At 66.2% G+C, this 25,123-nt stretch carries 21 protein-coding genes and 1 pseudogene; 12 read left to right on the forward strand and 10 right to left on the reverse strand.

Annotation, left to right across the window (positions count from 1 at the left end; all coding sequences use genetic code 11):
• Positions 1–112 precede the first annotated feature (112 nt).
• Positions 113–367, reverse strand: coding sequence for a hypothetical protein (locus IPM80_17020; GenBank protein ID MBK8960061.1), 255 nt, complete (start codon positions 365–367; stop codon positions 113–115).
• A gap of 331 nt (positions 368–698) precedes the next feature.
• Between IPM80_17020 and IPM80_17025 the strand changes: the two genes are divergently transcribed.
• The 7 genes from IPM80_17025 to IPM80_17055 are packed head-to-tail and all read left to right on the forward strand — an operon-like array spanning position 699 to position 8,498.
• Positions 699–884 (forward strand): carbon storage regulator, encoded by a 186-nt coding sequence (locus IPM80_17025; protein ID MBK8960062.1) that lies wholly within the window; start codon positions 699–701, stop codon positions 882–884.
• A gap of 40 nt (positions 885–924) precedes the next feature.
• Positions 925–2,007, forward strand: coding sequence for a multicopper oxidase domain-containing protein (locus IPM80_17030; GenBank protein MBK8960063.1), 1,083 nt, complete (start codon positions 925–927; stop codon positions 2,005–2,007).
• A 17-nt stretch (positions 2,008–2,024) separates the two neighbouring features.
• Positions 2,025–2,699 (forward strand): c-type cytochrome, encoded by a 675-nt coding sequence (locus IPM80_17035; protein ID MBK8960064.1) that lies wholly within the window; start codon positions 2,025–2,027, stop codon positions 2,697–2,699.
• Positions 2,696–3,055, forward strand: coding sequence for a cytochrome c (locus tag IPM80_17040; protein ID MBK8960065.1), 360 nt, complete (start codon positions 2,696–2,698; stop codon positions 3,053–3,055). The genes IPM80_17035 and IPM80_17040 overlap by 4 nt, the downstream gene beginning before the upstream one ends.
• A gap of 46 nt (positions 3,056–3,101) precedes the next feature.
• The gene (locus IPM80_17045; GenBank protein MBK8960066.1) at positions 3,102–4,034 is read left to right on the forward strand and encodes a multicopper oxidase domain-containing protein; all 933 of its coding nucleotides are present in this window, start codon (positions 3,102–3,104) and stop codon (positions 4,032–4,034) included.
• Between the two features lie 51 nt (positions 4,035–4,085).
• The gene (locus IPM80_17050; GenBank protein MBK8960067.1) at positions 4,086–5,339 is read left to right on the forward strand and encodes an efflux RND transporter periplasmic adaptor subunit; all 1,254 of its coding nucleotides are present in this window, start codon (positions 4,086–4,088) and stop codon (positions 5,337–5,339) included.
• A gap of 3 nt (positions 5,340–5,342) precedes the next feature.
• Positions 5,343–8,498 (forward strand): efflux RND transporter permease subunit, encoded by a 3,156-nt coding sequence (locus tag IPM80_17055; protein MBK8960068.1) that lies wholly within the window; start codon positions 5,343–5,345, stop codon positions 8,496–8,498.
• On the opposite strand, the gene IPM80_17060 is transcribed toward IPM80_17055, so the two are convergent.
• Together IPM80_17060 and IPM80_17065 are read right to left on the reverse strand one after the other, a co-directional pair.
• Positions 8,392–8,874 carry an Rrf2 family transcriptional regulator gene (locus tag IPM80_17060; protein MBK8960069.1) on the reverse strand — a complete coding sequence of 161 codons (483 nt, stop codon included), beginning with the start codon at positions 8,872–8,874 and terminating at the stop codon, positions 8,392–8,394. The two genes, IPM80_17055 and IPM80_17060, sit on opposite strands and share 107 nt — an antisense overlap.
• Positions 8,875–9,181: 307 nt before the next feature.
• Positions 9,182–10,228, reverse strand: coding sequence for an AraC family transcriptional regulator ligand-binding domain-containing protein (locus IPM80_17065; GenBank protein MBK8960070.1), 1,047 nt, complete (start codon positions 10,226–10,228; stop codon positions 9,182–9,184).
• Between the two features lie 131 nt (positions 10,229–10,359).
• Here IPM80_17065 and IPM80_17070 point away from each other — a divergent pair, with 131 nt between their 5' ends.
• Positions 10,360–11,172 carry an enoyl-CoA hydratase/isomerase family protein gene (locus tag IPM80_17070; protein MBK8960071.1) on the forward strand — a complete coding sequence of 271 codons (813 nt, stop codon included), beginning with the start codon at positions 10,360–10,362 and terminating at the stop codon, positions 11,170–11,172.
• A 62-nt stretch (positions 11,173–11,234) separates the two neighbouring features.
• On the forward strand, positions 11,235–12,398 hold the full coding sequence (locus IPM80_17075) for an acyl-CoA/acyl-ACP dehydrogenase (GenBank protein ID MBK8960072.1): 1,164 nt from the start codon (positions 11,235–11,237) through the stop codon (positions 12,396–12,398).
• Between the two features lie 203 nt (positions 12,399–12,601).
• On the opposite strand, the pseudogene IPM80_17080 reads toward IPM80_17075, so the two are convergent.
• The 4 genes and pseudogenes from IPM80_17080 to IPM80_17095 form a co-directional block, all read right to left on the reverse strand.
• Positions 12,602–14,217 (reverse strand): annotated as a pseudogene (locus tag IPM80_17080) (NAD(P)/FAD-dependent oxidoreductase).
• Between the two features lie 106 nt (positions 14,218–14,323).
• Positions 14,324–16,714, reverse strand: a complete 2,391-nt coding sequence (locus IPM80_17085) for an anion permease (protein MBK8960073.1) — start codon at positions 16,712–16,714, stop codon at positions 14,324–14,326.
• 50 nt (positions 16,715–16,764) lie between these two features.
• A complete protein-coding gene (locus IPM80_17090) occupies positions 16,765–17,973 on the reverse strand; it encodes a DUF445 family protein (GenBank protein ID MBK8960074.1) in 1,209 nt (402 codons plus the stop codon).
• Between the two features lie 182 nt (positions 17,974–18,155).
• Positions 18,156–19,217, reverse strand: coding sequence for a cyclase family protein (locus IPM80_17095; GenBank protein MBK8960075.1), 1,062 nt, complete (start codon positions 19,215–19,217; stop codon positions 18,156–18,158).
• 180 nt (positions 19,218–19,397) lie between these two features.
• Here IPM80_17095 and IPM80_17100 point away from each other — a divergent pair, with 180 nt between their 5' ends.
• A complete protein-coding gene (locus IPM80_17100; GenBank protein MBK8960076.1) occupies positions 19,398–20,672 on the forward strand; it encodes a putative porin in 1,275 nt (424 codons plus the stop codon).
• 50 nt (positions 20,673–20,722) lie between these two features.
• Here IPM80_17100 and IPM80_17105 read toward each other — a convergent pair whose 3' ends face one another.
• Complete coding sequence (locus IPM80_17105) at positions 20,723–21,379, reverse strand: hypothetical protein (GenBank protein MBK8960077.1); 657 nt, start codon at positions 21,377–21,379, stop codon at positions 20,723–20,725.
• A gap of 217 nt (positions 21,380–21,596) precedes the next feature.
• On the opposite strand from IPM80_17105, the gene IPM80_17110 reads away from it, so the two are divergent.
• On the forward strand, positions 21,597–22,880 hold the full coding sequence (locus IPM80_17110) for a DUF3391 domain-containing protein (GenBank protein ID MBK8960078.1): 1,284 nt from the start codon (positions 21,597–21,599) through the stop codon (positions 22,878–22,880).
• A gap of 51 nt (positions 22,881–22,931) precedes the next feature.
• Positions 22,932–23,639, forward strand: coding sequence for an FHA domain-containing protein (locus tag IPM80_17115; protein ID MBK8960079.1), 708 nt, complete (start codon positions 22,932–22,934; stop codon positions 23,637–23,639).
• 31 nt (positions 23,640–23,670) lie between these two features.
• Here IPM80_17115 and IPM80_17120 read toward each other — a convergent pair whose 3' ends face one another.
• Positions 23,671–24,537, reverse strand: coding sequence for a F420-dependent methylenetetrahydromethanopterin dehydrogenase (locus IPM80_17120; GenBank protein ID MBK8960080.1), 867 nt, complete (start codon positions 24,535–24,537; stop codon positions 23,671–23,673).
• Positions 24,538–24,666: 129 nt separating this feature from the next.
• Entirely contained in the window at positions 24,667–24,990 is a 324-nt protein-coding gene (locus tag IPM80_17125; protein ID MBK8960081.1) for a high-potential iron-sulfur protein, read from the reverse strand.
• Positions 24,991–25,123 lie beyond the last annotated feature (133 nt).

The raw sequence follows: 25,123 nt of genomic DNA on the forward strand, positions 1-25,123 counted from the left end.
CAGCCCCCTTTGGCGGAAGAGCTCGTTCTCCAAGCGGCCGAAGAAGCCGTCACCGGTTGCCTTGCTTCGGCGGCAGGCATTGCGGGACATCGAGCGGGTCAAACCTGCATCATCAATTCGAGACAGCCAGGCCGGCCATCGACATTGGCGCCACGATCTGAATGCACGACGGGGCGGTCAGGGCCGTTGGCGACGTCTCGATGGCCATGTCGATCATCGTGTTCACGAGTGCAGCGTAGGGACTCGGTCCCAGCGACCCGCTGAAGACCAGAGTGTCGAAGCGGTCGATGTTGTCGGTGAGACACTTCTGATCCGGCACGGCTGACCAGGAACCGTGATTGATCAGATTGGCCGTAGCTCTGCGCACGGTGAAATTCCTACGCAAGATTGCCTCGCTGTTGGTGGTCCAGGTATCAAGCCTTCAAGGCGTTGTTGGTCGGATAGTCCCATCGCCGAGTGATCGCCTTCGCACGCTTGCCGCGCTTGATGCAGGGCCTCGACCGTGCGCGCAGTCCCGTTGCACGCATACATGACCTGCCTCGAACTCATCCAAGAGCGTGTTCGCTCAGCACCTGCCTGCGCGTCAAATTTCCTCAATTTAAAAAAGCTTGAAATGCGTTGCGCTAAAAGATAGATATATCGTCCATCTTTAATAGCGACGGCACGCACTCACCCGTGCCCACCAGCGGAGAAAGCCCATGCTGCTTTTGTCGAGGAAGATTGGCGAGAAATTGCTGGTCGGGGAAAACGTCGCAATCACCATACTCGGCGTCTCGGGCCGGCACGTGCGCATCGGCATCGAATCCCCGCAGCGCATTCCCATCTACCGGGAAGAGGCCGTGCACAAGCATCCGCGTGCCTCGATCACCGCGACTCGCGATTGATTTACTCCCTCGACTCAAACCAGTGCAAGGACAACACCGTATGTTGCCGCATCACGCCAAGAAAACTGCCGGTCAGGTGAAACGAAAAACATTGTGCGCACGCGTCGTGCGGGCAGGTGCCTTGTATCTCGCCGGCCTGCTCGCCGGCGGCGCGGCGCTGGCCGAAACGCGCGAGTTCGAGATGACCATCGAAGACACGCGCATGACGCTGGTCGACAAACAGGACTTTCATACCTTCGCCTTCAATGGCCAGGTGCCGGGACCGCTCATCCACGTCAAGGAGGGTGACGACATCACGGTCAAGGTCATGAACCTGACTTCCTTACCCCACACCATTCACTGGCACGGCCTGCTCCAGCGCGGCACCTGGCAGAACGACGGCGTGCCGGGCGTTACCCAGGAAGCGATCAAGCCGGGCGAGGATTTCACGTATCACTTTGCCGCCGCGCCCGCCGGCACCATGTGGTACCACTGCCATGTCAACGTCAACGAACACGTCGCCATGCGCGGCATGTGGGGGCCATTCATCATCGACCCGCGCGAGCCGACGCCGCTGGAGAAAACCGTCACCCGCGACTTCATCCTCATGCTTTCGGACTGGGACGGAAAGTGGGCGGACAAGCCGGGTTACGGCGGTGTGCCGGGCGACGTCTTCAACTACTTCACCATCAACGGCAAGGCTTATCCCGAAACCCAGCCGCTGCGCGTCAAGAAAGGCGATGTGCTGCGTGTGCGCCTGATAGGCGCGGGCGAGCTCATCCATTCCATCCACATCCACGGGCACGTTTTCAAGGTCGCGTTCAAGGACGGTCACGCGCTGCCGGCGCCCTACGACGCCGACACCATCATGGTCGGGCCGGGTGAGCGTTATGACCTCATCTTCGAGGCCGACAACCCTGGTCTGTGGATGGTTCATGACCATGTCGACTCGCACACGGTCAACGGCGAAAAACCGATGGGCGGCATCATGTCCGTCATCGAGTATGAAGAAATAGACCCCAAGCCGGCCCTTTATGAATGGAAGGACAAGCAGTTCCAGCCGGATTTCTATTACGAACAATCCTTGAAGCTGCCCTACGGATTGCATACCCCGGCCCTGTTCAAGGGCACGGCGATCCAATGAACGACAGGAGACAGGTCATGCGCCATGTGCTGCCCGCGCTGCTGCTGGTCTCGTCGATGGCTGTTGCCGCCGACGGCCCGCAGTTACTGAAACAACAATGCGCCGAATGCCATGCGCTCACCGCGCCGGCGCAAACGGACGTCGAGCGACTGTGGTCGCGCAAGGGACCGGACCTCCACTACGCCGGTGACAAGTTCCAGCGCGCCTGGCTGGTCGCCTGGCTGGAGGCCCCGACCCGCATACGCCCGGGCGGTGAGTTCTATCGGCATCATCTCAAGGACGGCGCGGAAGGTGACGTGATCGACGAGGCGTCGCTCGCCGTGCATCCCAAGCTCGACCACGAAAGCGCCGAGGCGGTCGCCGATGCCTTGCTCGCGCTGCGCGTGCCGGGCCTGGTCGAAAGCGGCGCCTACAAGGGCGCGGCCGTCAGCGCCACCATTGGCTCGATGTTCTTCGGCAAGTTGCGCGGTTGCGCCGCCTGCCACGAGGACGCGCCGGGCAAGGGCGGCGTGTCGGGGCCCGAACTCCACACCGCGAGTACCCGGCTCAACGCCGACTATGTCTACAGCTACATCAAGCGGCCGCAGGCCTTCGACCCCCATGTGTGGATGCCCGATGCCGGCCTCGGCGAAAGCGATCTGCAACGCCTGACCGGCTACCTCATGCAACTCAAGAGCGGAGCCAAACCATGAACCGCCATCTCGCACCTCTTGCCTTCGTGCTCAGTCTCGCGCCGCTGGTCGCAGGCGCCGCCAGCGCGTTTCCCGAGGCCGAGCGCAATTACGACACCTACTGTGTGCAGTGCCACGGCGTGCATCGCAACGGTCGCGGCGTCAATGCCGCGCACATGTCGGTGCAACCACGGGATCACACCGACAGCAAGGCGATGAACGACGTGCCGAATGACGAGATGTTCAAGGCCATCAAGGAGGGGGGACTCGCGGTGAACAAATCCATTCTCATGCCGGTGTGGGGCAAGGTGCTCAGCGATGACGAAATTCACCAACTCGTCGATTACCTGCGCGAGATCTGCAAGTGCGGCACTTGAGCGCATCGGCGAACGAATTGACAGCAAACAACACGAGGGGCAAGACATGAATCGATATCTGCAACTGACGCTGGCGGCAGGCCTCGCGAGCCTGGTCGCGCTGCCAATGACAGCCGGTGCCGAGGTGGTCAAGGTGACCTTGAACAGCAAGGAAGTCGACCTGCCGATAGACAACAAGGGCACGACCTACAAGGCCTGGACTTTCGAGGGCAAGATTCCCGGGCCGGTGGTGCGGGTGAAGGAGGGCGACACCGTCGAGTTCACGCTCATCAACGACAAGTCGAACAAGAACTCCCATTCGATGGACTTCCACGCCGCGCGCGCCGACGTCGTAACGGATTTCGCGCCGATCAAGCCGGGCGAGACCAAGCAGTTCACCTTCAGCGCCGACTACCCGGGCGCATTCTTCTACCACTGTGGCGCCGACCCCATGATGCAGCACATCGCGCGCGGCATGTTCGGGTTGATCATCGTCGATCCCAAGGATACGGCCGCGATGCCCAAAGCGGACCGCGAGTACGTGCTGGTGCAGTCGGAGCTCTACCCAAATCCCGAAGATCGCGAAGCGATGATGGCCAACAAGTGGTCGAACGTGATGTTCAACGGCGGCGTGTTCAAGTACGACCCGGTGCATGACTCCAACGCCACGCGCTGGCTGCAGGCCAAGCCGGGCGAGCGAGTGCGGGTGTACTTCGTCAATGCCGGCCCCAACGAGTTTTCGTCCTTCCATCCGATTGCCGGCATCTGGGACAAGGTCTGGCCGAGCGGCAATCCGCGCAACGAAATGACCGGCCTGCAGAGCTTCACGGTGGGGCCGGGCGACGCGGCGGTGTTCGACCTCATTTCACCCAAGGCCGGCGCCAACGCCATTGTCAGTCATTCGCTCAAGCAGGCCTTGACCGGTGCAATAGCTGTCATCATGTTCAGCGACGATGCCGATCCGAACATGGGTCGCGGCGAACAGATCGTGGTGCGCTGAGCGCGCATGGGCCGCAAGCACGCACACCGGTCGTGGCGCGGACTGCTGTGCGTGCTGGCTCTGTTGCCGTGGGGCGCGGGCGCCGGGCAGGCGGGCGCCTTGGCCGCCGACGTGTCGGTTGCCGGGCATGAGCATGTCCATGCTCATGCCAGTGGCGCGGCCCACGCGCGCTATACCTGTCCCATGCACCCGCAGGTGCAGGCCAACGCGCCGGGGCGTTGCCCGATCTGCGGCATGGACCTCGCCCTGGCGCCGAACAGCGACGCTCGCGATGACGCGCCCGCTCGGGAGGTGATGGCGACGGTCGCGGTTTCGCCGCGCGCCGCGCAGGTGCTAGGCCTGCGTCGCGCGACCGTCGAGACCCGCGACATCGCAGCGCAGGTCGCCACCTATGCGCGGGTGGTGGCCGACAGCGTCAATGAAAGCATCGTGTCGGCGCCGGCGGAAGGTTGGATCCGCGCGTTGCACGTCAATCAACTCGGCGCGCGCGTGGAGGCCGGCGCGCCGCTGTTCGAACTCTACGCGCCGGAGCTGCAGCAGCGGCAGCGCGATTACATCGATACCCTCAATCGCCGCGACCAGATGCTCGCGACCCTCACCAGCATGGAGGGACAAAACGGGCAACTCCTGGCGAGCCTTGCGCGCGAGCGCAAGCGCCTGCGCGACGCTCTGCTGGAACTCGGCATCGCGCGCGCCTCGCTCGATGACATCGAACGCCTGCGGCGGGTGCGCGACAGCCTGACCGTGGTCGCGCGCGGTGACGGACAGGTCACGCGGCTGGAAGCGCGTGTCGGTCAGGCGGTGGCGCCGGGTGAAGCCTTGTACCGCCTGCTTGATGGCGGACGCACGGTGCTGGAAGTGATGTTGAGTCCGCGCCAGCGCGCGGCGCTGCAGGCGCCGGTGGAATTGTCGGTCGCCGAGTCCTCGGCGCCGCGCACCGTGGCGCTGGATGGGGCGCTGTTCGATGCCCGAGCACAGAGCTATGGCGTGCGCATCGCGGTCGCGGATATCGGCAGCCACGCGCCCGGCGAAGTGCTGGCCGTGACCTTGCGCGGCGCCCGTCTCACCCTGCCCAGCGTTCCGCGCGCGGCGCTGCTGGAGGACGGCGTCGGCGCGTTCGTGGTGGTTGCGGATGGCCGCGAAACGATGCGCCTGCGGCGCGTCGAGGTCGCCGCCCGCGACGAAGCCTGGGTCGGTGTCAGGCACGGCCTTGGCGTCGGCGAAAGCGTGGTGGTCGATGGTCAGTACCTGCTGGATGCGGCAGCGACCCTGACGACGAGTTTCGGCGCCGCGGACGCGCATTGAGCCATGCGCCTGGCCGCCGTCATTGCGTGGTCGGTGCGCGCGCGTCACCTGGTCGTTACGCTGACGCTGCTGGCCGCGTGCGCCGGCGCGGTGGCCCTGCGCCACGCGCCGCTCGATGCGCTGCCCAACGTCGCCGAGCCGCAGGTCATCGTGCGCACCGCCTATGCCGGGCGCACGCCCGAGCAGGTCGAACGGGATGTCGCCTACCCGCTGGCCACCGCGCTGGCCTCGGTGCCGGGCGCGGTGGCGGTGCGCGGCGTATCCATGGTCGGCGAGTCCTTTCTCTACGTGGTATGCGACGCCGATGCCGACGCGGAAGCGACCCGCACGCGCGTCGCGCAGCGTCTGCAGGAAGTGCAACCACGCCTGCCCGCGGGTGTGACACCGACGCTGGGCCCAGATGCGAGCGGCGTCGGCTGGGTTTACCAATACGCGCTGGTCGCACGCGGCGCGGCGCTGTCGCCCGGTGCGCTGGGCGCCTTGCAGACCACCTACCTCGCGCCTGAATTGCAGAGCCTGCGCGGTGTCGCCGAGGTCGCGACGGTCGGTGGCCAGGCGCGCGAATTCCGCGTTGACATCGATCCGCGCCGCGCCTTCGCCCATGGCCTCGCGCCGCAGGCCGTTGGCGAGGCGATCGTCGCCGCCAACGTCTCCAGCGGCGGCGGCGCACTCGACCTCGGCCAGCGCCGCGTGATCGTCGCCGCCGACAATCGCCTGCGCAGTCTCGACGAATTGCGCGCCGTGCCGCTGCTGAGCGAGGGCGGTGCGCTGCGTCTGGACGATGTGGCGCAGCTCAGTGAAGGTCCGGCGGCGGCGGCGGGCTTCACCGATCTCGATGGCCACGGGCCGGCGGTGGGCGGCATCGTGATCGCGCGCCAGGGTGAGAACGTGCTCGACGTCACCACGCGGGTCAAGGCGCGACTCGCCGAGTTGGCCCGTGGGCTGCCGGACGGTGTGCACCTCGAGCCGGTATACGATCGCTCGACCCTGGTCGTCGACGCGCTCGGCAATCTGCGCGCACGCCTGCTGGAGGAAGTGGCGGTGGTGTTCGCGGTGTGCGTGCTGCTGCTCGGTTCGCTGCGCGCGGCGGGCGCCGCGGCGCTGGTCTTGCCGGCCGGCCTCGGCGTGGCGGCGCTGGCGCTCGCCTGGCAGGGCGTCGAGCTCAACATCATGTCGCTCGGCGGCGTTGCAATCGCGCTCGGCGCGATGACCGATGCCGCCATCGTCATGACCGAGAACGTCACGCGCCGCCTGGCGCAGCGCGGCGCGGCCGAATCAAGCCTCGATGCTATCACGCGCGCCGCCGTCGAAGTCGGCCCGGCGCTGTTCTGGTCGCTGCTGCTCATCACCCTGTCGTTCCTGCCGGTGCTCTTGTTCGGCGGTCGCGAAGGACGCTTGTTTGCGCCGCTGGCCCTGACCAAGACCTGGCTCATGGCGGTTGCCTGCCTGCTGGGCGTGACACTCACGCCGGCGCTGTTGGCGCTGCTGGTGCGCGACGGCGACGACGAAGCGCGCAGCGCCTGGCTGCGTCGTCTGCAGGACGCTTACCGCGCACTGCTGGAAGCAACCCTGGCACGGCCGCGCACGCTGGCGCTGCTGGCGGTATTGGCCTTGCTGTCGGTGCTGTGGCCGCTGTCGCGCATGGGTGCCGAGTTCATGCCGCCGCTGGACGAGGGCGACCTGCTCTACATGCCCACCACCGCACCCGGCATGACCGCCACCCATGTGCGCGAGGTTCTGCGCCGCACCGACGCCTTAATCGCCGAACTGCCCGAGGTCGAGAGCGTGTTCGGCAAGGCCGGACGCGCCGACACCGCTACCGATCCGGCACCGCTTGCGATGCTCGAGACCACCATCCGCCTCAAGCCGCGTGAGGCGTGGCGGCCGGGCAAGACCAGCGCCGACCTCATCGCCGAACTGGACGAAAAACTACGCCTGCCGGGCTTGTTGAACAGTTGGGGCTACCCGATACGCACGCGCATCGCGATGTTGGCGAGCGGTGTGAAAACGCCTCTCGGACTGCGTATCAGCGGGCCCGACAGTCACACGACTGAAAAGGCCGCCATCGCCGCCGCCGCCGCGCTCGGCGAGCTGCCCGAGGTGCGCAGTGCCATCGCATCGCGCGCCGGCCAGGGCGAGTATCTCGACCTTCGACTCGATCGTGCGCGCGCTGCGGCGCTGGGTATCGATGCCGCCGCGCTCGGCCGCTACGCCGAGTTGCTGACCGGCGCCGAGGCCGTAAGCACCGTCAACGGCGAAGGCGCGGAGCGTATCGCTGTCACCCTGCGCATCGCGCCCAGCCTGCGCGCCTCGCTAGCCGAGCTGCGGGAATTACCGCTGGTGACGGCCAACGGTGCGGTGCCGCTGGCCGATGTCGCGACGCTGACCCGTCGCCACGGCCCGAGTGAGATCCTGAGCGAGGGCGGGCGTCCGGTCAGCTATGTGTACGTGAATGTCGCGCACGGCGACGCAACGCGGGTCATGGCCGCCGCGGCGCCGCGACTCGCCGCGCTCGGCCTGCCCGGCGGCGTTTCCATCGCCTGGGTCGGCGATCACCAGGACTACACGAGCGCGATGCAGCGCCTGGCGTTGATCGCGCCGCTGGTGGCGTTGGCGGTGGTGGCGATGCTCTATGCGGTGTTTCATGACATGGCACGCGTCGCTCTCGTCCTGTTCACCCTGCCGTTTGCGCTGGTGGGCGGCCTGTGGCTGGTCCACCTGCTCGACTTCCAGTTTTCCGTGGCGGTGGCGGTGGGGCTCATTGCGCTGGCCGGCGTTGCCGCTGAATTCAGCGTGGTGATGACGCTCTATCTGGATAACGCGGTGCGTGAAGCCGGCATGGCGCTGGATGCAGGCGCATGGCGTCGCGCGGTGCTGGCGGGCGCGGTGCAACGGCTACGCCCCAAGCTCATGACGGTCACCGTGATCAGCGCGAGCCTGTTGCCGGTGATGCTGTCCAACGCGGTCGGCTGCGACGTCATGCAGCGCATCGCGGCGCCGATGCTGGGCGGCATGCTGAGCGCACCACTGGTGTCGATGCTGCTGCTGCCCGTCATTTACCACCGCGTGCTGCGCGGCGGGACGGCGCCCGCGGCCGCGCCGCGGGCGGCAGGATCGCTTGCTGCATCTGCCGACTCTGCACCAGATCCTGCAGGCTGAAAGTGGCGAGGTGATCCAGGAAGGCGCGCTGCGCGCCACGCAGCACGTTGCGCAGGGCACAGCGCGGCATCAACGGGCAATCGCCGGCATAGCCCGCCGCCAGGCAATCGAGCACGGCGATGGATTCCTCGCAGTGCTCCACCACCTCGGCGAGGTTGATCTGCTCCGGCTCACGCGCGAGGCGCATGCCGCCGCCCCTGCCGCGCACGGTTTCGATGTAGCCCGCCAGTCCCAGGCGATGCACGACCTTCATCAGGTGGTTGGACGAGATGCGGTAGTTGCGCGCGAGCTCGGCAATGGTCGTCAGTCCGTCGCGCTTGCAGCTGAGATACATCAGCACGCGCAGGCAATAGTCGGTGAAGCGTGTCAGCTGCATGACGGCGGATGTTCGCAGCTCGGCGGCAGGGAGCGCAGGGTTGGCAATTGCGACATAAGCAGGACCGGGCCGGCATGGGCCATGAACGACGACGCGGTCATTATCATGCACGCGGGCGCGATGTACAGCCGAGGGGCGTCGCCCTGACGGGCCGCCAGGCTTTATGACCTCCCGGCGGGTAACTGCCCCTGCCGGCCGCTTTGCACATGGCGGCGACGCGCTCAGAGACCGCCTTCCCGGCGCGAGGGTCGGCTACTTCATTGATGACGGGTACACGTTTGCGCGGCCGGCCTGACTTCGTTGAACGTCAGCGACCAGCCACCGGCAACGTCGCGTTGCTCCGAGTGACTCGCTCGCGGCCCTGACTCGGCGTACCACCGTACCAGCGCCGGAAGGCGCGATCGAAACTGCTGGTATTCGCGTAGCCGAGGGCCTGCGCGACGTCCCCGACTCGATGTCCTTCGTCGAGCATCTCGCGCGCCAGCGTCATTCTCACGCTGTCGATCATCGCCTGGTATGAAGTACCGGCCCCGGTCAGTCGACGGCTCAGGGTCCGCGGCGACAGATTGAGGCGACGCGCCATCGAGTCGAATGCAGGCGGGCCTTGTTGGTCTCCGGCGGTAAAGCTGCCGTGCAGCGCCGCCATGACCGGCGCATCGATACCCGGCGGGCGCATGCACGCGCCACCGGCGACGGCGCGGCATTGCGCCAAGGCGGTCCGCCACAACGTCAGGTCGTGATCGACGTTCGCGATCCCTCGCCAGGCCGCTGGCATCACGAACGCATTGCGACGCGCGCCGAAACGAAACTCGCAGTCATACCAGCGTCGATAGTCCTGCGCTTTCACCAGCGGCTCATGCATCAGCTCGATGGTCAGACCCGCAATATCGCCGGTCCGCATCGAGTGGACATAGGAGACCAGCGACAAAAGCGGCAACTCGAAGAGAATCGGCGCCAGGTCGCCCAGCGGCATGCGCGGCGTGATGGTCAGACTGTAGGCGCGCGCGCCCTGGCGCCCGTGCCAGTCCATGTAGGGCACCCGGCTGTGCATATATCGCGCGAACACATCAATGCCATCGCCGAGTGTTGGCGCGCTTAGCTGCGCCACCGAGATCGGGCCGTGGAAGTGCGCTGACACGCGGTGGGCCCACGCGAGGTGCCAGTCCTTGCGGCGCATCATCGCCAGCGAATTGCGGACGCATGCCAGTTGCTGTGCGACCGTGATCGACCGACCTTCGGTCAGCATTCCCGGCGTCAGCCCGGTGCCGGCGAGGAGGCGCGGGACGTCACGTGTCGCCCGCACCATGAGTTGCACATAGGTGTTGGGCATCGGCAACTCGGCGATCTGAGACATGGGCGTACAGTGGCGTCAGATGCTAAAACGATGGCATCGATGGTGTTGGTGCGTCAAGGCGTCATGACCTAGCCTGAGCGCAGAACCAGTGTCATTCCATTTTGCAGCCATCAAATGCGAGGTGAATCATCTTGAGCACCCCCTTCGACATTACAAGCACGCCGTGGCAGCGATTCACTTTCGAACGGCGCGGCCGCGTGCTGTTTGCGCGAATCACGTCAGATCATCGGATGAACGGTGTCGACGAACAGATGCACGAGGAATTCGCGCGGATCTTCACCGATCTGCAGCGGGACGATGGCAGTGACATCATCGTCTTGTCCGCCGTTGGTCGCGCGTTTTGTGCCGGCGGCGACTTCGACTGGTTTGAACAGCAGATTGACGACCCGGCGCGCTTCCGCGCGATCGCATGGGATGCGAAGCGCATCGTCGGTTCGCTGCTCGAACTCGAAAAGCCGATCATCTGTCGTCTAAACGGAGCAGCCGCGGGCCTCGGCGCCTCGATAGCCCTGCTGTGCGACATGATCGTCGCAGACGAAAAGGCGCTGATAGGCGACCCCCATGTGAAGGTCGGCCTGGTCGCGGGCGACGGCGGCGCACTCATCTGGCCACAGCTGATTGGGTATGCGCGGGCGAAAGAACTGCTGATGACCGGCGATATGTTGACGGCGGCGCAGGCCGCACAGATGGGCCTGGTCAACTACGCCGTGCCGGCCGAGCAACTCGATGCCAAGGTGGACGAACTGATCGCGAAGCTCGAAGGCAATCCGAAATTCGCGGTCCGCTGGACCAAGACCGTCACCAATATTCCGTTGCGCGCGCTGGCGGCCCAACTGATGGACGCATCGATCGGATGGGAAACGGCCTCCAATCATCTGAAGGATCGACGGGAAGCAGTAAGGGCTGCGCGCGAGAAGCGCCCCCCGCAGCTGATCGGAGAATAGTCCAGACTCGCGCGGCGTGCGCCAGCGGCGCACGCCGGTATCCATGCGCCGAGGTGCTCGCCATGTTCGAACAGTCCGTCCACGACGAAGCTGCACACGTTACTGAAATCCGGCGCCAGTTGCGGCGTTTCGTAGCGGCAAAGATGCCGCGCGAAAAGCGTATTGCGTGGGATCGGGCGCATACCTGGGACCGGGCCTTGTTCGCCGAGATAGCCGACATGGGACTGATCGGCCTGACCGTGCCCGAGGAGCATGGCGGCGCCGGCGTCGACATCACGGCGGCCGTCGCCGTCATTGAGGAACTGGCGCAGGGCGGCACGTCGCTCGCAGGCCCGTACATCCACGCCGCGTTCTACGGCGGCATGAACCTGGCCGAAAACGGTTCTCCGGAGCAGAAGAAACTGCTGCCTGGCATCGTGGCGGGCAAGACGCTGCTGGCCTACGGCCTGTCCGAGCCGAATGTCGGCGGCGACCTTGCGAGCGTCGAGACCACCTCGCGCCGAGATGGCGACGAAATCGTCATCAATGGCGCCAAACGCTGGTGCACCGGCGCGGACTGGGCGCATTACATCTACTGCCTGACACGCTCCGGCGATCCGTCCGCGCGCCATCAAAACCTGAGCTTCGTGCTTGTGCCGACCGATGCGCCAGGTGTCAGCATGACTCCGCTCGAGCATCTGAACCTGCGCTATACGGCGAGCATGGACGTCCATTTCGACGATGTTCGCTTGCCAGCCTCGGCGATCGTTGGGGGACAGGCGATGTGGAACCGCGGTTGGGAGTTGCTGGCGGGACGCGCGCTGGATGTCGAGAAGATAGAGATCACGGCCCTCGGTTACGGCATTGCCCGCGCCGCGCTCGAAGAAGCCTGGACCTATGCACAGGAACGCCGGCAGTTCGGCAAGCGCATCGCCGATCATCAGGTGATTCGGCACAAGCTGGTCAACGCGCGCACCCGGCTTGCGGCATGCCGGCACATGCTCTACCACGGCGCCTGGTTGGCGGATCGGGGCTTGCCGTGTTCGGTCGAAACCAGCATGGCCAAGCTGTTCTGCGCTGACGTCGGCGTCGAAATTGCGCTGGCCTGTCAGCAGGTCATGGGCGCCTACGGTCTGTCCGACGCCTACGACATGGAACGTAATGTCCGCGATTTGCTCGGCATGCCGATCGTCGGCGGATCATCGGATATCCAGAAGAACAACCTCGCCAGGATGCTGCGGCTGTGAAGCCGCCGCTTGTGCGTTCATCCATGGCACAAGACGTCTTGATGCCAACGTCCTCTTCGACGTCGCGGGCATGGGCGCCGGGCCGCGCGACGTGGGCGCGAATGTGACTGCCCGGTGCTGATGAATCTCGACGTCGGTTCGAGCGCGGAGGACGAGTCGCCGCGGACAGGTCGTGCGCCCCGAGAGTCCGGACGACTGGCATCTCAACCAAAACGGAAGGAGCTGTAATCCGACGCCACGATGCGATCGAGCTCTTGCATGTAGGCGGCCATGCCGCCCATGTAGAACATCGAGGCGCGCGGCTTGCCGGGCACGTTGGCGCCGTTGATCCAGCTGTCGACCTGAGGGAAGAGTGTCTGGGCCATGCCGTCGTGGCAGACCTTGACCCACGCATCTTCTGCCGCCGCGTCGGTGTCTATCCTGCTGTGACCCTGTGCCCGCGCGTGGGCAATGAGTGTCGTCATCCAGTTGACCTGGTATTCGTGTACCAAGGGCTGGCTGGTGAACGGGCCGAAAGGCCCGAAAATCATGAACAGGTTGGGAAAGTCGGCGATGGTCATGCCGATGAAACCGTGCGGACCGTCGGCCCACTTGTCCTTGAGGCGCCGGCCGCCGCGTCCGATCGTTTCTATCTTGAGATAATTGCCGGTGACGGCGTCGAAGCCGGTCGCGAAGATGATGACGTCCACCGCGATTTCCTCGTTCGCGGTGCGAATGCCGTGCTCGGTGATGGCAAGGATGGGCGCGGCCTTGACGTCGACCAGCGTGACATTGTCGCGGTTGAAGGTCTCGTAATAGCCATCCACCGCCAGCGGTCGCTTGGCGTAGAGATCATGGGGTGTAAGCCTGGCGGCGACCGCCGGGTCGCGCACGAGCTGGCGGATCTTGGCGCGAATGAAATCGGTCGCGGTGTCGTTGGCGGCCTTGCTGACGATGATGTCGCCGAAGGTTTCGAGCATGAAACCGAAGCCGCCGCCCTTGTTCCAGGCCTTTTCATAGATGCGTTCGCGTTCCGCGTCCGACACGCTCATGGCCGGCGTGGTGCTTTCTTCGAGCCCGAACACCGAGGCCGAGTCGAGCGCCCAGGCCACGAAACCGTCGCGGTCCGCATCCATGCGCGCACGCTTGTCGGCGGGAAAAGGCGTCAGGCCCAATGGCACCACGTATTGCGGCGTGCGTTGCATCACGTAGAGCTGCGCGACTTCGGGGGCTATCTCGGTGACGATTTGTATGCCGGTCGAGCCGGTGCCGATCACGGCCACGCGCTTGCCCGCCAGCGTCACGCCGTCTTGCGGCCAGCGCGCGGCATGGTGGATCTCGCCCTTGAATTTTTCCATGCCGTCGAAGGCCGGCATGTTGGTCGAGGACAAGAGCCCCACGCCTTCCAGCACGTAGCGCGCCGCGAAGCGCTCGCCGCCGGCGGTGTCGAGGCGCCACAGCGCGGCATCTTCGTCCCATGCGGCGCGCACGATGCGAGTGTTGAAGTGGATGGAGCGCTTAAGTCGTGCTTGTCGGCGACGGCGTTGAGATAGGCCAGCACTTCGGCCTGGCGCGGATAGCGCTCTGACCAGCGCCAGTCACGGAACAGCTCCGCGTCGAACGAATAGCAGTACACCGCGGCCTCGGTATCGACGCGGCAGCCCGGGTAGCGGTTCCAGTACCAGGTGCCGCCCACGCCGCCGGCATCATCGAAGGCGCGTACCTCGAGCCCCATCTGGTCGCGCAGGCGCTGCAAGGCATACAGACCACCGACGCCGCTGCCGATCACGGCCGCGTCCAGCACCAGGCCGTCGAGTGTAGAGGGAGTGTTGGCGTTCAAGGGCGTAATCCGTGCTGGTTGTCGGTGGTTCGCGCGCGGCGACGCTAGCACGCGATGCCGCCGGTCTCAATTGCGCGATAGGGCGCCGCGGGGCTGGCGTCGCCGCTCAGCCCGGCAACAGGCCGAGATGGCGCCACAGCGGAATGCCGGCCGCGATCGCCACCAGGTAGATGACGCCATAGGCCCACGCCATGGGCCGTGCCTGGCGATGGGAAAACGCCTGTTCCTTGGTGCCGAAATAGAGCGCGAGGTAATAGGCGCTCTGGTAGGGCATGAACCACACGCTGACCGCCGTCGAGATCACCAGCAGCAGCACCATGGGCTTGATGCCCGCCGCGGTGGTGATGGGCACGATGGTCAGCACCAGCAGTGACACCAGCGGAAAGCTCGGCAGCACGAAGCGCGCGGCGTAGATCGACACCGCCAGCAGCAACAGCAGCGTGGTCGGGGATTTCGCCAGCGGCTCGACGTGCGGCGCGATGAGATCGATGAGCCACGCGTCGACGCCGAGATGGTGCACGACGCCGGTCAGGCTCAACACCGTGCCGAGGTAGAACAGGAAGTCCCAGTAGATACTGGCGCGGAACGCCGCGCGGTCGAGCATGTTGGCCGACAGCAGCACCAGGAGGCCGGTCATCGACACCCACGCCACGTCGATGCCGTGCATGGGACTGGTCAGCCAGCCGATCACCGCAATGGCCAGCACGCTGCCGTTGACGACCTCGGCGCGCGACGGCCGACCCAGGGCTTCGAGCTGGGCGTCGACCATGGCGCGCGAGATGCGCGGCGAGCTCTGCGGCCGGTAGAGCAGGTAGGTGACGGCGAGCCCGCTCACGAACGTGACCAGCGCCAGCGGCAGGGCGGCTATCAACCAGCCGGTCCAGGTCACCTCGGCCTGGTCGGCGGCCGGCAGCAGGGCGCGGCCCAAAAGGTTCTCGGCCGCGCCGGTCAGGAAGAACGGGCTCATCTGGCCAAAGCCCAGCACCGCCGCCATGGCTATCGAGGTCGAACCGCGACTGCGACGGCCGAAACCCAGCGAATCGGACAGCGCGAGCGTGATGGGCGCCGCGATGGCGACGCCCGAGGTGACGTCGGGCACGCAGGACGTGATGGCCGTGCCGCTCAAGGACAGGCCGGTCATCTGGCCGAGGTGGGTGGGCGGAAAGCGGCGGATGATGTGCAGGGTCAGGCGGAACAGCAGGCCCGAGGCCTGCAGTCCGGCCGCCATGCCCAGCACGCCGGTGATGAGAAAGAACGGGCTGCTGGTGAAGCCCGACAAGGCCACCTGCGAAGGCACCGTCTCGAGCACGATCCACGCGATCATCATGCCCAGCCCCACCACGTAGTCGGGCAGGGTATCGCGCGCCCATAGCACCACCGCCACCGCCAGCAGTGCGAGCATTTCGCGGCCCTCGACGCTGAGACCTGGCATCGGTATCACGAACGCGAGCAGCCAGCCGGCGACGCCGGCCAGCAGCAGGTCGAGCACCAATACATGACGCGCGCCGCTCGCCTCGCGCATCGCCGGGCGCGGCGCGCGGCGCGCGGCGTGCAGGTCCGCGACGCGGCGCCGCAGCTTGTCCAGCCGCGGCTCGAACTCCGGCGTGTTGGGCACGCGCTTCAGCCAATCGTCGACCGAGGCCACGCCGCCATCGGCGATGAGTTCGGCGAAATGCGTGCCGATGGCCGTCACCGCCAGATCGATGTCGCCGGCCGCCAGCCAGTGATCGATGGCAAGCGCCTGCTTGCCGGCGGCGGCCAGCGCGGTGGCGACGCGCTTGTGCAGACCCTTGACCGCCTCGCCGCCGATGCGCGCATGCAGGTAGCCGCTCAGCACTTCGCGTACCGCCGGGATCAATTGCGGGCCGCCGTCGCCCACCTCCACGTAATCGCTGCGTTCGACCAGGCTTTTCACCAGCGTCGCGGCATGCGGCATGTTGCCGAGCAGCGCCGATACCGCGACCGGGTCCAGGGTCTCGAGGATGGACAGGCATTCGAGCGCAATGAGTTCTTCCGAATTCTCACGCGCCAGCCCGGCCCGCGCCTGCGCGCGCGACATCTGCAACAGGCGCGCGATCTGGCGGTTCTCGTTGTGCAGACGATCGAGCAGGATGCCGGTGAAATGCAGCACCAGGCCCGGGTTCTCTTCAATGACGATCGCGAACTTGTCCTTGGGCAGGCGCCACAGGTCGACACGGGTATGGGCGATGATGGTCGCCGCGCGACGCCGCTCACGAAACAGCGCCGCCTCGCCGAAGGTGTGATTGGCGCCAACGGTGTCGATGAGTTCGCGCTCGCCATTGGCGTGATTGACGTAGACCGCCACTTCGCCGGAGCGGATCAGGAAGAAGTCCTCGGCCGGCTCACCCTCGGTGCAGATCACCGTGCCGGGCTCGACCACCTCTTCGCGCAGGTCCGCGATGATCTTGGCGAAGCTGCCGGGCGGCAGATCGGCGAACAGCGGCACACGGCGCAGGACGACGGCTAAGGATTCCATGGCGGCGGACGAGCGTGGGCGTGGGGCGTGTCAGGGTTCTCGGGCGAGTGTCAATGCGGCACCAGGTTCGACAGTGTGTGAATCAGGACGCCGATCAGGCCACCGATGAGCGTGCCGTTGATGCGGATGTACTGCAGGTCGCGACCGATGGCGTCTTCGACGCGGCCGGACACGGTCTCGGCGTCCCACTTGCGCATGGTTTCGGCGATGAGCTCGGCGGCGTGATGGCGGCGCTGCTCGACGAAGCCGACCAGGAATTGCCGGATCTGCATGTTCAGCACCATGCGCACCATCATGTTGCCGGCGAGGTTCTCACCGAGCCCGCGCACGGCCGCTTCCAGCGCGGCGCGAAACGCCGAGTCGGGGCGACGCATGTCGTCGCCGAGTCGCGTCGCAAGGCACCCCCACAGGGTGTCCATGCAGGCGCCCCAGGCCGGCAGCGTCGCCAAGGCCTGTTCGAGCGCCGCGAGGCGCGCCGGCAGCGCGGGCGAGTCCCGCAGTTTTTCCAGCACGCCGCCGAGCACCACGGCCAGCCGGCGCCGCGCCGCGTCGGCGTCGGCGCCGTTCAGCGCCGCCAGCGTAGTGGCGCTCGCCAGCAGCAGGCGTCGCGAGGTCTCGAGTTCGAGATCGAGCCCGGGCCACAGCCGTGCCGTCTCGCGCGCCAGCGCATCGCGGATGGCGGCTTCGTCAGCGCCGAGGTGACGCTCGACCAGCGTTGCGAGCTCGTCCACCAGCGCGGCGCTCGCGCGTGGCGTGGCCAAGCCCGTCATCAGCGCGCCCAGGCCAGGCACGAGATCCGCGCGCGCGGCAGTGCCCGTGCAATGTTCGCGTGCAAAGCGGCGCAAGGGCTCGACACCCGGCATGGCGAAGATGCGCGGCAGGAACTCGACGATCTTGGCCACCGCCGGAGCGCTGCGCGCCGGGTCCGCCATCCAGTTGCCGGCCAACTGGGTGAAGTCAATTTTGCCGAGCTTTTCGTTCACCACCTCGGTGGACAGAAAATTGAACTCGACGAAGCGCGCCAGCGCGTCGGCGATGCGATCCTTGTTGTGCGGGATGATGGCGGTGTGCGGCAGCGGCACGCCGAGCGGATGACGGAACAGCGCGGTGACGGCAAACCAGTCGGCGAGGCCGCCGATCATGGCCGCTTCGCAGAACGCGCGCAGAAAGCCCATGGCCGGATGCAATGATTCGTACAGGCGCGCCGGCACGTAGACGAGGCCAGCGACGATGAGGAGTCCTGTGGCTAAGCGTTTCATGGCAGGCGCGATTCAGAATCTCGAGCGGAACGGACGAATTCGGCAGCGGGCGATCGCGACACCGCCGGCCACCCATGATAGCGAATTAAAGCGCGCGCGCGGCGCGCGGTCGCCACCGCGCATCGCAATGAAAAAGGCCGCTCCTGGAAGCGGCCTCGAACGGCGCCCGCGCGCTGCAGGTGCTACTTGATCACCACCGGGTTCACCGGCGCGCCGGTGCCGTTGACAATCTTGAGCGGCGCGGCGGTGTACAGGAAGGTGTACTGCTTGTCCGCCGCGCAATCGCGGGCCAGGTCTTCCAGCCATGCGATTTCGGTCAGGGTGATGCCGAGGTTGCGCATCAGGGCGCAGTGCAAGGGCAGCGCCACGCCCGACACCGGGTCGATGGTCACTTCGTTGGCGATGGTGTCGGTGACGAGGTTGGGGATCTCCATGTCGGCGAACCACTGCACGAGTTCCGGGCTGTAGGTCAGGCCCGGCTCGATGAAGTCCTTGAAGAACTCTTCCTTGGGCGTGGTGTAGAAGCTGGCGATCCAGCCGGTACGCACGACGAGGATGTCGTTCTTTTCAATCTTGGTGCCCTGCGCGGCGGCGCAGGCCATGAGGTCTTCGTGGGTGAAGGTCTCGCCCCGGGCGAGCACGTCCTTGCCGCGCCAGCGCGCGATGTCGAGCAGGATGCCGCGCCCGACCACGCCCTTTTCGGCGATGGCCGCGACGCTGGCCTTGGCCAGGCCGCCGATGGTGGTCTTGGCGTCGTAGCCATTCCAGATCTGATCGTCGTACCACACGTGGCCCAAGGCGTCGTACTGGGTCGAGCCCTGGGTGAAGCAGCTCAGGTAATCGTCCGCGTAGTGCATGCCGCCGGGAAAATCGAGGCCCTTGCCGGCAATCCAGTTGCCTTCGTCGATGACCGTGGTGCGCACCGCGCCGGCGCGGCCCGGCCACACCGGGTCGCCTTCCGGGTTGGCCATCTTGACCTGCAGGGTGAAGACCTTGCCGGACTTGATGGCGCCGGCCGACTTCACGATCACGTCCGGCGTCAGGTAGTTGAGGCTGCCGATCTCGTCGTCCGGGCCCCACTTGCCCCAGTTGCGCGGGGCATCCTTCAACAGCTCAACCATGCTCGGGTCGTTCTTGTTGCAGCATTGATCACTCACGGCAGTGTCTCCTCTCGTCGTTGTCGGTGGGTGGCGGGTCGGCCGGCGCCGGTGGCAAGCGTCGCGCTGCCGCCGGCGCCGCGTCATGGTAGGGGATGCGGCCCATGGTGTCTCGACGTTGCCATGCCGCCACGCCGCGTCCCCTGACGCCATTCTGTCATGAGGATGTCATCTTTCACCCCTACAACTGTCGCCGAATTGTCATGAGCCGGTTCGCCAACGTCAGGCTCGATGTATGTCCGTTGCCATTGTAGAAGGAGACTCCTCTTGTCCATTCCATTCAAGAAACGCGGCACCTCGCTGGTGCTCGGCGCACTGCTCGGCGTCAGCGCCGGGCCGGCGTTCGCGACCAACGATGCGATGCTGGAACTGATCAAGGTCTTGCGCGACCAGGGCACCATTTCGCAGGACGCCTACGAGGCGATCCGTCTCGCGGCCATGGCCGATGAAGAGAAGAACGTGGCGAGCGTGCAGAAGGAAGTCGCCGCCAAGGTCGCGAGCACGCCGGCGGTCGCCGCTGTCCCTGTCGCAAGCGCCGCGGCGCCCGCCGCCGCAGCGACGCCCGCCAAGACCGCGTGGACCGACACCATCGCCCTGAAGGGCGATCTGCGCACCCGCTACGACTATACCGACCGTGAAAGCAGCGAAGACCGCGGTCGCGGTCGCCTGCGCTACCGCCTCGGGGTCATCGCCAATCCCATGGCGAATCTCGAAGTGGGCGCGGGTTTCGCCAGCGGTACGGGCGACCAGCGCTCCACCAACCAGAGCTTCGACGAGGTGTTCTCCGGCAAACAGGTGAGTCTTGATTACGCCTACATGCAATATGGCTTCGGCCATGGCGTGACGGCCATCGCCGGCAAGTTCTCACCGAAGAACTACCTGTGGACCGCCACCGACATGATGTGGGATTCCGACATCAATCCCGAAGGCGCGTCGGCCAAATTCGCCGGCGCCAACGCCATCGGCGCCTTTGCGCTGCAGGGCGGTCTGTGGGTGTTGTCCGAATCGAAGGGCAGTTCCAACGACGCCTACCTCGGTTACATGCAGGGCACCCAGGGCTGGAAGTCCGGCGACTGGTTCGGCACCCTCGCCGCCACCACCTACGTGTTCTCCCACATCAAGGACACCAACAGCCCCTTCCATCGCGGCGGCAACACCGACACGCACATGAGCTCCTACAGCCTCGCCACCGAGATCGGCACCAAGCTCGGCGCCGGCACCGCTTCGCTGGTCGGCGACGTGGTGCACAACTACGAGACTTCATCCTCGCAGGATCTCGGCTGGTCGGTCGGCACCAAGTACGCGTGGGACAAGTGGAGCATGAAATACCTGTACGTCGACCTCGATGCCAACGCGGTGCCGGACTTCCTGCCGGATTCCGATCGCTTCGAGGGCGACACCGGCGTGCATGGCCACGAGTTCGAGATCCAGTACGCGATCATGAAGAACATCGCGCTCGGTCTCGACTTCTACCACGTGCAGCAGAACGCGACCAACGTCGACGAGAACCGTCTGCAGGCGGACATCAGCGTCAAGTTCTGAGCCGGAGGTCCAGGCGACCCGCACGGGTCGCCTGGCTCGGCCGCATGCGCTCAGGCGCCCTTGCGGCGCTGCGACGCGGCGATGGTCAGGGCGTAGAAGTTGCGCCCATGGCTGGTGATGAGTTCGACCAGCGCATCGACGAGATTGCGGTCCAGGCATTCCAGCGGCAGTTCGTAGGTGGTGGTGCCCAGCATCACCACGTTGCGCAGCGTGATGCGCGCCAGTTCTCGCGTGCGGTCGGCGCCGAAGCTGACCGAGGCCGCCACGCGAGCTTCGATGATGAGCTTGCTGGCGGTGGCCGAGGACACACTCTTGACCGTCAGCTCGTGCTCGTACAGCTTGCGGCGCAGGGCGCGGTAGACCGTCTCGGACGCGCACACGTGAATCAGCGGCTCGCGTCCCCGATAGTCGAAAGACAGTGAAAAACTGCCGTCCTTCGGCTCCTGCTGGTCGTGCAACATGAAATTCTCGAGCGCGGTGGTGCGCAGCCGCCCGATACCCACCAGGTCGAAATCGGTCTTGAGCTTGAGCGGCGGGTCGTTGGCCGTGGCCACCAGCGCCGCGCAGGTACGGCGCGCCTGGGCGAGATGCGGTTCGACGGTCTCGGTCGGCCGCACGGCGCGCGCCGGCACCACGCGCGACTGCACCCGCGAGATGGGGTTGTCGGTCAGATCGATGGTCAGCGGTTCGGTGATGTCGTCAGACATGAGGTGGCTCCTTGGCGACACTCGGCGGGCCGTGCGACGGTAATATCGACCACGCGGCGGGCGCGCTGGACAGCACTGCGTCACATAACGGCATTCCAACGGCACATTTGTTTACATTGGCGGCGCGGCCCGCCGCTCGTGCTTGTGCCCGTGGAGTGATGGGCTATCCTGCCCGCCGGGGCGCGCCGCCCTGCACACGAGGAACAGGCATTTCGGCATGAACGTCGACACCATCAAGCTGCCGGTGCGCGAACTGGCGATAGGCATGCAGGTGGTGAAGCTCGACCGGCCGTGGCTGGGCACGCCGTTCCTCCTGCAGGGCTTTCGCATTTCCAGCCAGGAAGAGCTGCAGCAGCTGGCGCGCTTCTGCAGCCACGTCTACGTCGAGATCAAGTCGGGCGCGCTGCCGGCGGGCGGTCGCGGCGAACTGGTGACGCTCAACGAAGAAGGCGACGTGGTCGAGGCCAAGCGCAGCGTGTCGGCGCTGTCGCCGCGTGAACGCGACAGCGGTCCGGCCGATCCGGCGGCCTTGCCGCGCCCGGCGCTCAACTACGCGCTCGAGAATGCCTTCATCGACGAATTGCCGCAGGCGCGCGCCGCCCTCGCCAGCACCAAGGCGGCGGTCAAGGATCTCATGGACGTCGTGCGCGGCGGGCGTCGTCCGTCACTGGACCCGCTCAAGAATGCCGCCGCCGCGCTCGAGGAATCGATGCTGCGCAACCCCGATCCGGCCATGCTGCTGCGCGCGCTGGCCAGCGATGAGCCGTTCTCGTTCCGGCACTGCGTGAACAGCACCATCCTCGCCGTCAGCATGGGCCGCGCGCTGGGCCTGCGCCGCCAGACCATTCACGAACTGGCGATGGGCATGCTGCTGGCCGATCTTGGCAAGCTGCGCGTGCCCAAGGAATTGCTGCGCGCGGACCGGCGCCTCGACAAGCGCGAGACCGAGATCATCAAGCTGCATGTGAGGTTCGGCGTCGAGATTGCCAACGACCTCGGCGGCCTCACGCCCGGCACCCTGGAGGTGGTCGGTGGCCATCATGAGCGTTTCGACGGCTCGGGCTACCCGCGCGGCCTGGAGGGCGGGCAGATCTCGCTGCTGGCACGCATCGCCGGCCTCGCCGACACCTTCGACGCCATCACCAGCGAGCGCAGCTATTCGGCGGCCATCGTCATGCATGAAGCCGTGCAGGAACTCTATGCCGCCACCGTCGAAGTGTTTCAGCGTGAACTGGTCGAGACCCTGATCGCGGTGCTGGGCACCCATCCCATCGGCAGCCTGGTCGAGCTGGTGGATGGACGCGTGGCGCTGGTGGTGGCGCAAAACCGTGAGCGCCGGCTGTTGCCGTGGGTGATCATGCTGAGCGATGCCCGGCGCCAGCCGCTGGTCCGCCGCACCCTCAACAACCTGGCGGCCGAGGGTGGCCCCGCCATTCGCCAGGTGCTGGACCCCGGCAGTCATGGCTTCGCCGTGCCCGGCGTCGAGGTGCTGGCGGTGTGAATAGCGTCGTCGACGTGGCGCGGCGCGGCGCGAGCGATTAGACTTCGAGCGATGGCTAAAAAGAGCTACATCATTGGCCGCGCGGGCGATATCGCCCTGTACGACGACACGGTGTCGCGCCGCCATGCGCGCCTCGATGTCGACGGCGATGAGTGCTTCCTGACCGATCTCGAATCGCGCAACGGCACCTACCTCATCGTCGACAAGCAGCTCCTGCCGTTCACCAAGGGCCGCGTGAGCCCCGACCAGGTGTTCGCCTTCGGCGAATGCGTGCGCACCATGACCCAGCTCCTGGACAGCATCGCGGAGCGCGAGACGCCGCCCGTAGCCGAGGCCGCGGCGGCCGCCCAGCCGACGCCGGTGATGCAGGAAGTGCCCAGTTTCGATGCCACCATGGCCAGCCTGCCGGCGGTGCAGCGGCTCACCGCGGTCGACATCATCGGCCTCCTGGAACGCGCCGAAGACGCGCTCAACGGCGGCCGCTCACAGACCGAGGTGTGCGAGACGCTGGGCATCAGCGAGCAACGCTACCAGCGCTGGTGCCGCGAATATGGCGCCACGCGCATCGAGCGCGAGGGCAACACCCAGGCACTGCGTCGCGAGAACGAGCGCCTGCGCAAACTCGTCTCGGATCTTTCCCTGGAACGCGATGCCCTGCGCGAAGCGCTGGAGATGGCACGTCACCGCATCCGCGGTGAAGGCTCGTCACCGCCCAGTCTCAGCGTGGTGATAGGCGGCGACGGCAAGGGCAAGAACTGACGCGCGGCGCGCGTTCCCCGCAGTTTTTTTCTCAGGCGGGCTTGTCGGCGAGCCCGGTCTTGCGTCGTGCCTGGCCGCTGGCGGCGTGGGGCGTGCGCAGCACGGTATCGTTGTCCTTTTCGATCTCGCGTGCGGCATCGGCCAGCTGCGCGGCGCTGCGCATCATCTCGTGGCCGGCGCTGACCAGGGTGATGTACTGCGCCGGGTCCTGCTCCATGAAGCAGCCACGGGTGGTGATGCCGGCCACCGCCTCGGCGATGGTCAGGGCCGCGTAGGCCTTGGCGGCTGCGTAGGGGTTGGCGAACTCCGCCGCCGCCAGCGCCATCTCGGTGCTGACGGTGATGCGCGGCAGCTCGGCCGGCGCGCCGCTCTTCATGGTGTCGATGACGATGTCGAGCGCGTTCTGGATGGCGCGCAGCACGCCGCAGCCGGCCAGTACCTTGATGACGTCGGCATTGAACAGGGCCATCTCGCTCGGATCGAGAAACTCGCGGCGCGCGCCGATCATCGGGTCCGACGGCAGGATAATGAAGCCGAGATTGTCGATGACCTGTTTGACCTGCTTGCCTTCCTCGTTCTTCTTGAAAAACGCCTTCTTGGACGGCGCGTCACCGATGGCAATGGTGGTGATACCGGCTGCGAGCAAGGCTTCGCGCGCCTTGCTCGGCCCCGGCAGCGCGGCGTTGGGACTGACCAGCAACACGAGATCGGCGCCGAACGCGATGCAGTCGGCGGTGGGGCCGGCGCAGGCCTTGGGATCGAGCTTGGCGCCGCTGGTGTAGGCGCGCGTTTCGATGTCGTCGCGATCGGCGCGCTCGTCCGGCAACAGGTCCAGCAGCGGCGCCGCGCCGATGCAGCCGAGCTTCAACACCGCAAGTTTGAAAACCTTGTCCGTCATGCTTGATTCCTCCCACGGTCATGGCCGCTCGAGCGGCGCACTGTTGTTATGTGTCATGGCCCGCGATTGCCGGCCCGTAGATGGAAAGACCGGCGCGAAGCCGGTCTTTCCGCGGAGCATGCGAGTCTATCAAGCCTTCTTGGCGAAGGCGCTGCACCAGCCCTTGGCGGCTACGGCCGAACCGGCGAACAGGGCGCAGGCACCCCATTCCGCGGTGCCGCCCTGGTACAGCTGGCACCCTGCGCAATTGGTGCCGGCGACATAGGCCGGAAACTTGGCCTTGTCAGCCTTGCTCGCATCGTGCACATAGCCAAGCGCCTGCGCCTGCGGGCCGGCCTCGTCGACATGCGGCAGATCGGCCGCTTGCGCAATGCGGCCGGCGCCGACCGCGGCCACCGCCGCGAGACCCGCGCAGATGCGACCGAAGCCGCGGCGATCAATGGAATTGGTCATCTTGTTTCTCCTCGAGGGACGGAAATGAAATGCGAGCGCTATTGTGGACCGCCACGCCGCGCCAGTACATGTCATGGGATCAAGTCCGTCGTGATCCGACCACGCCGTTACGAGGCCGTTACTCCGCGGCCGG

It is taken from the genome of Pseudomonadota bacterium, assembly GCA_016719885.1.
Taxonomy (GTDB): Bacteria; Pseudomonadota; Gammaproteobacteria.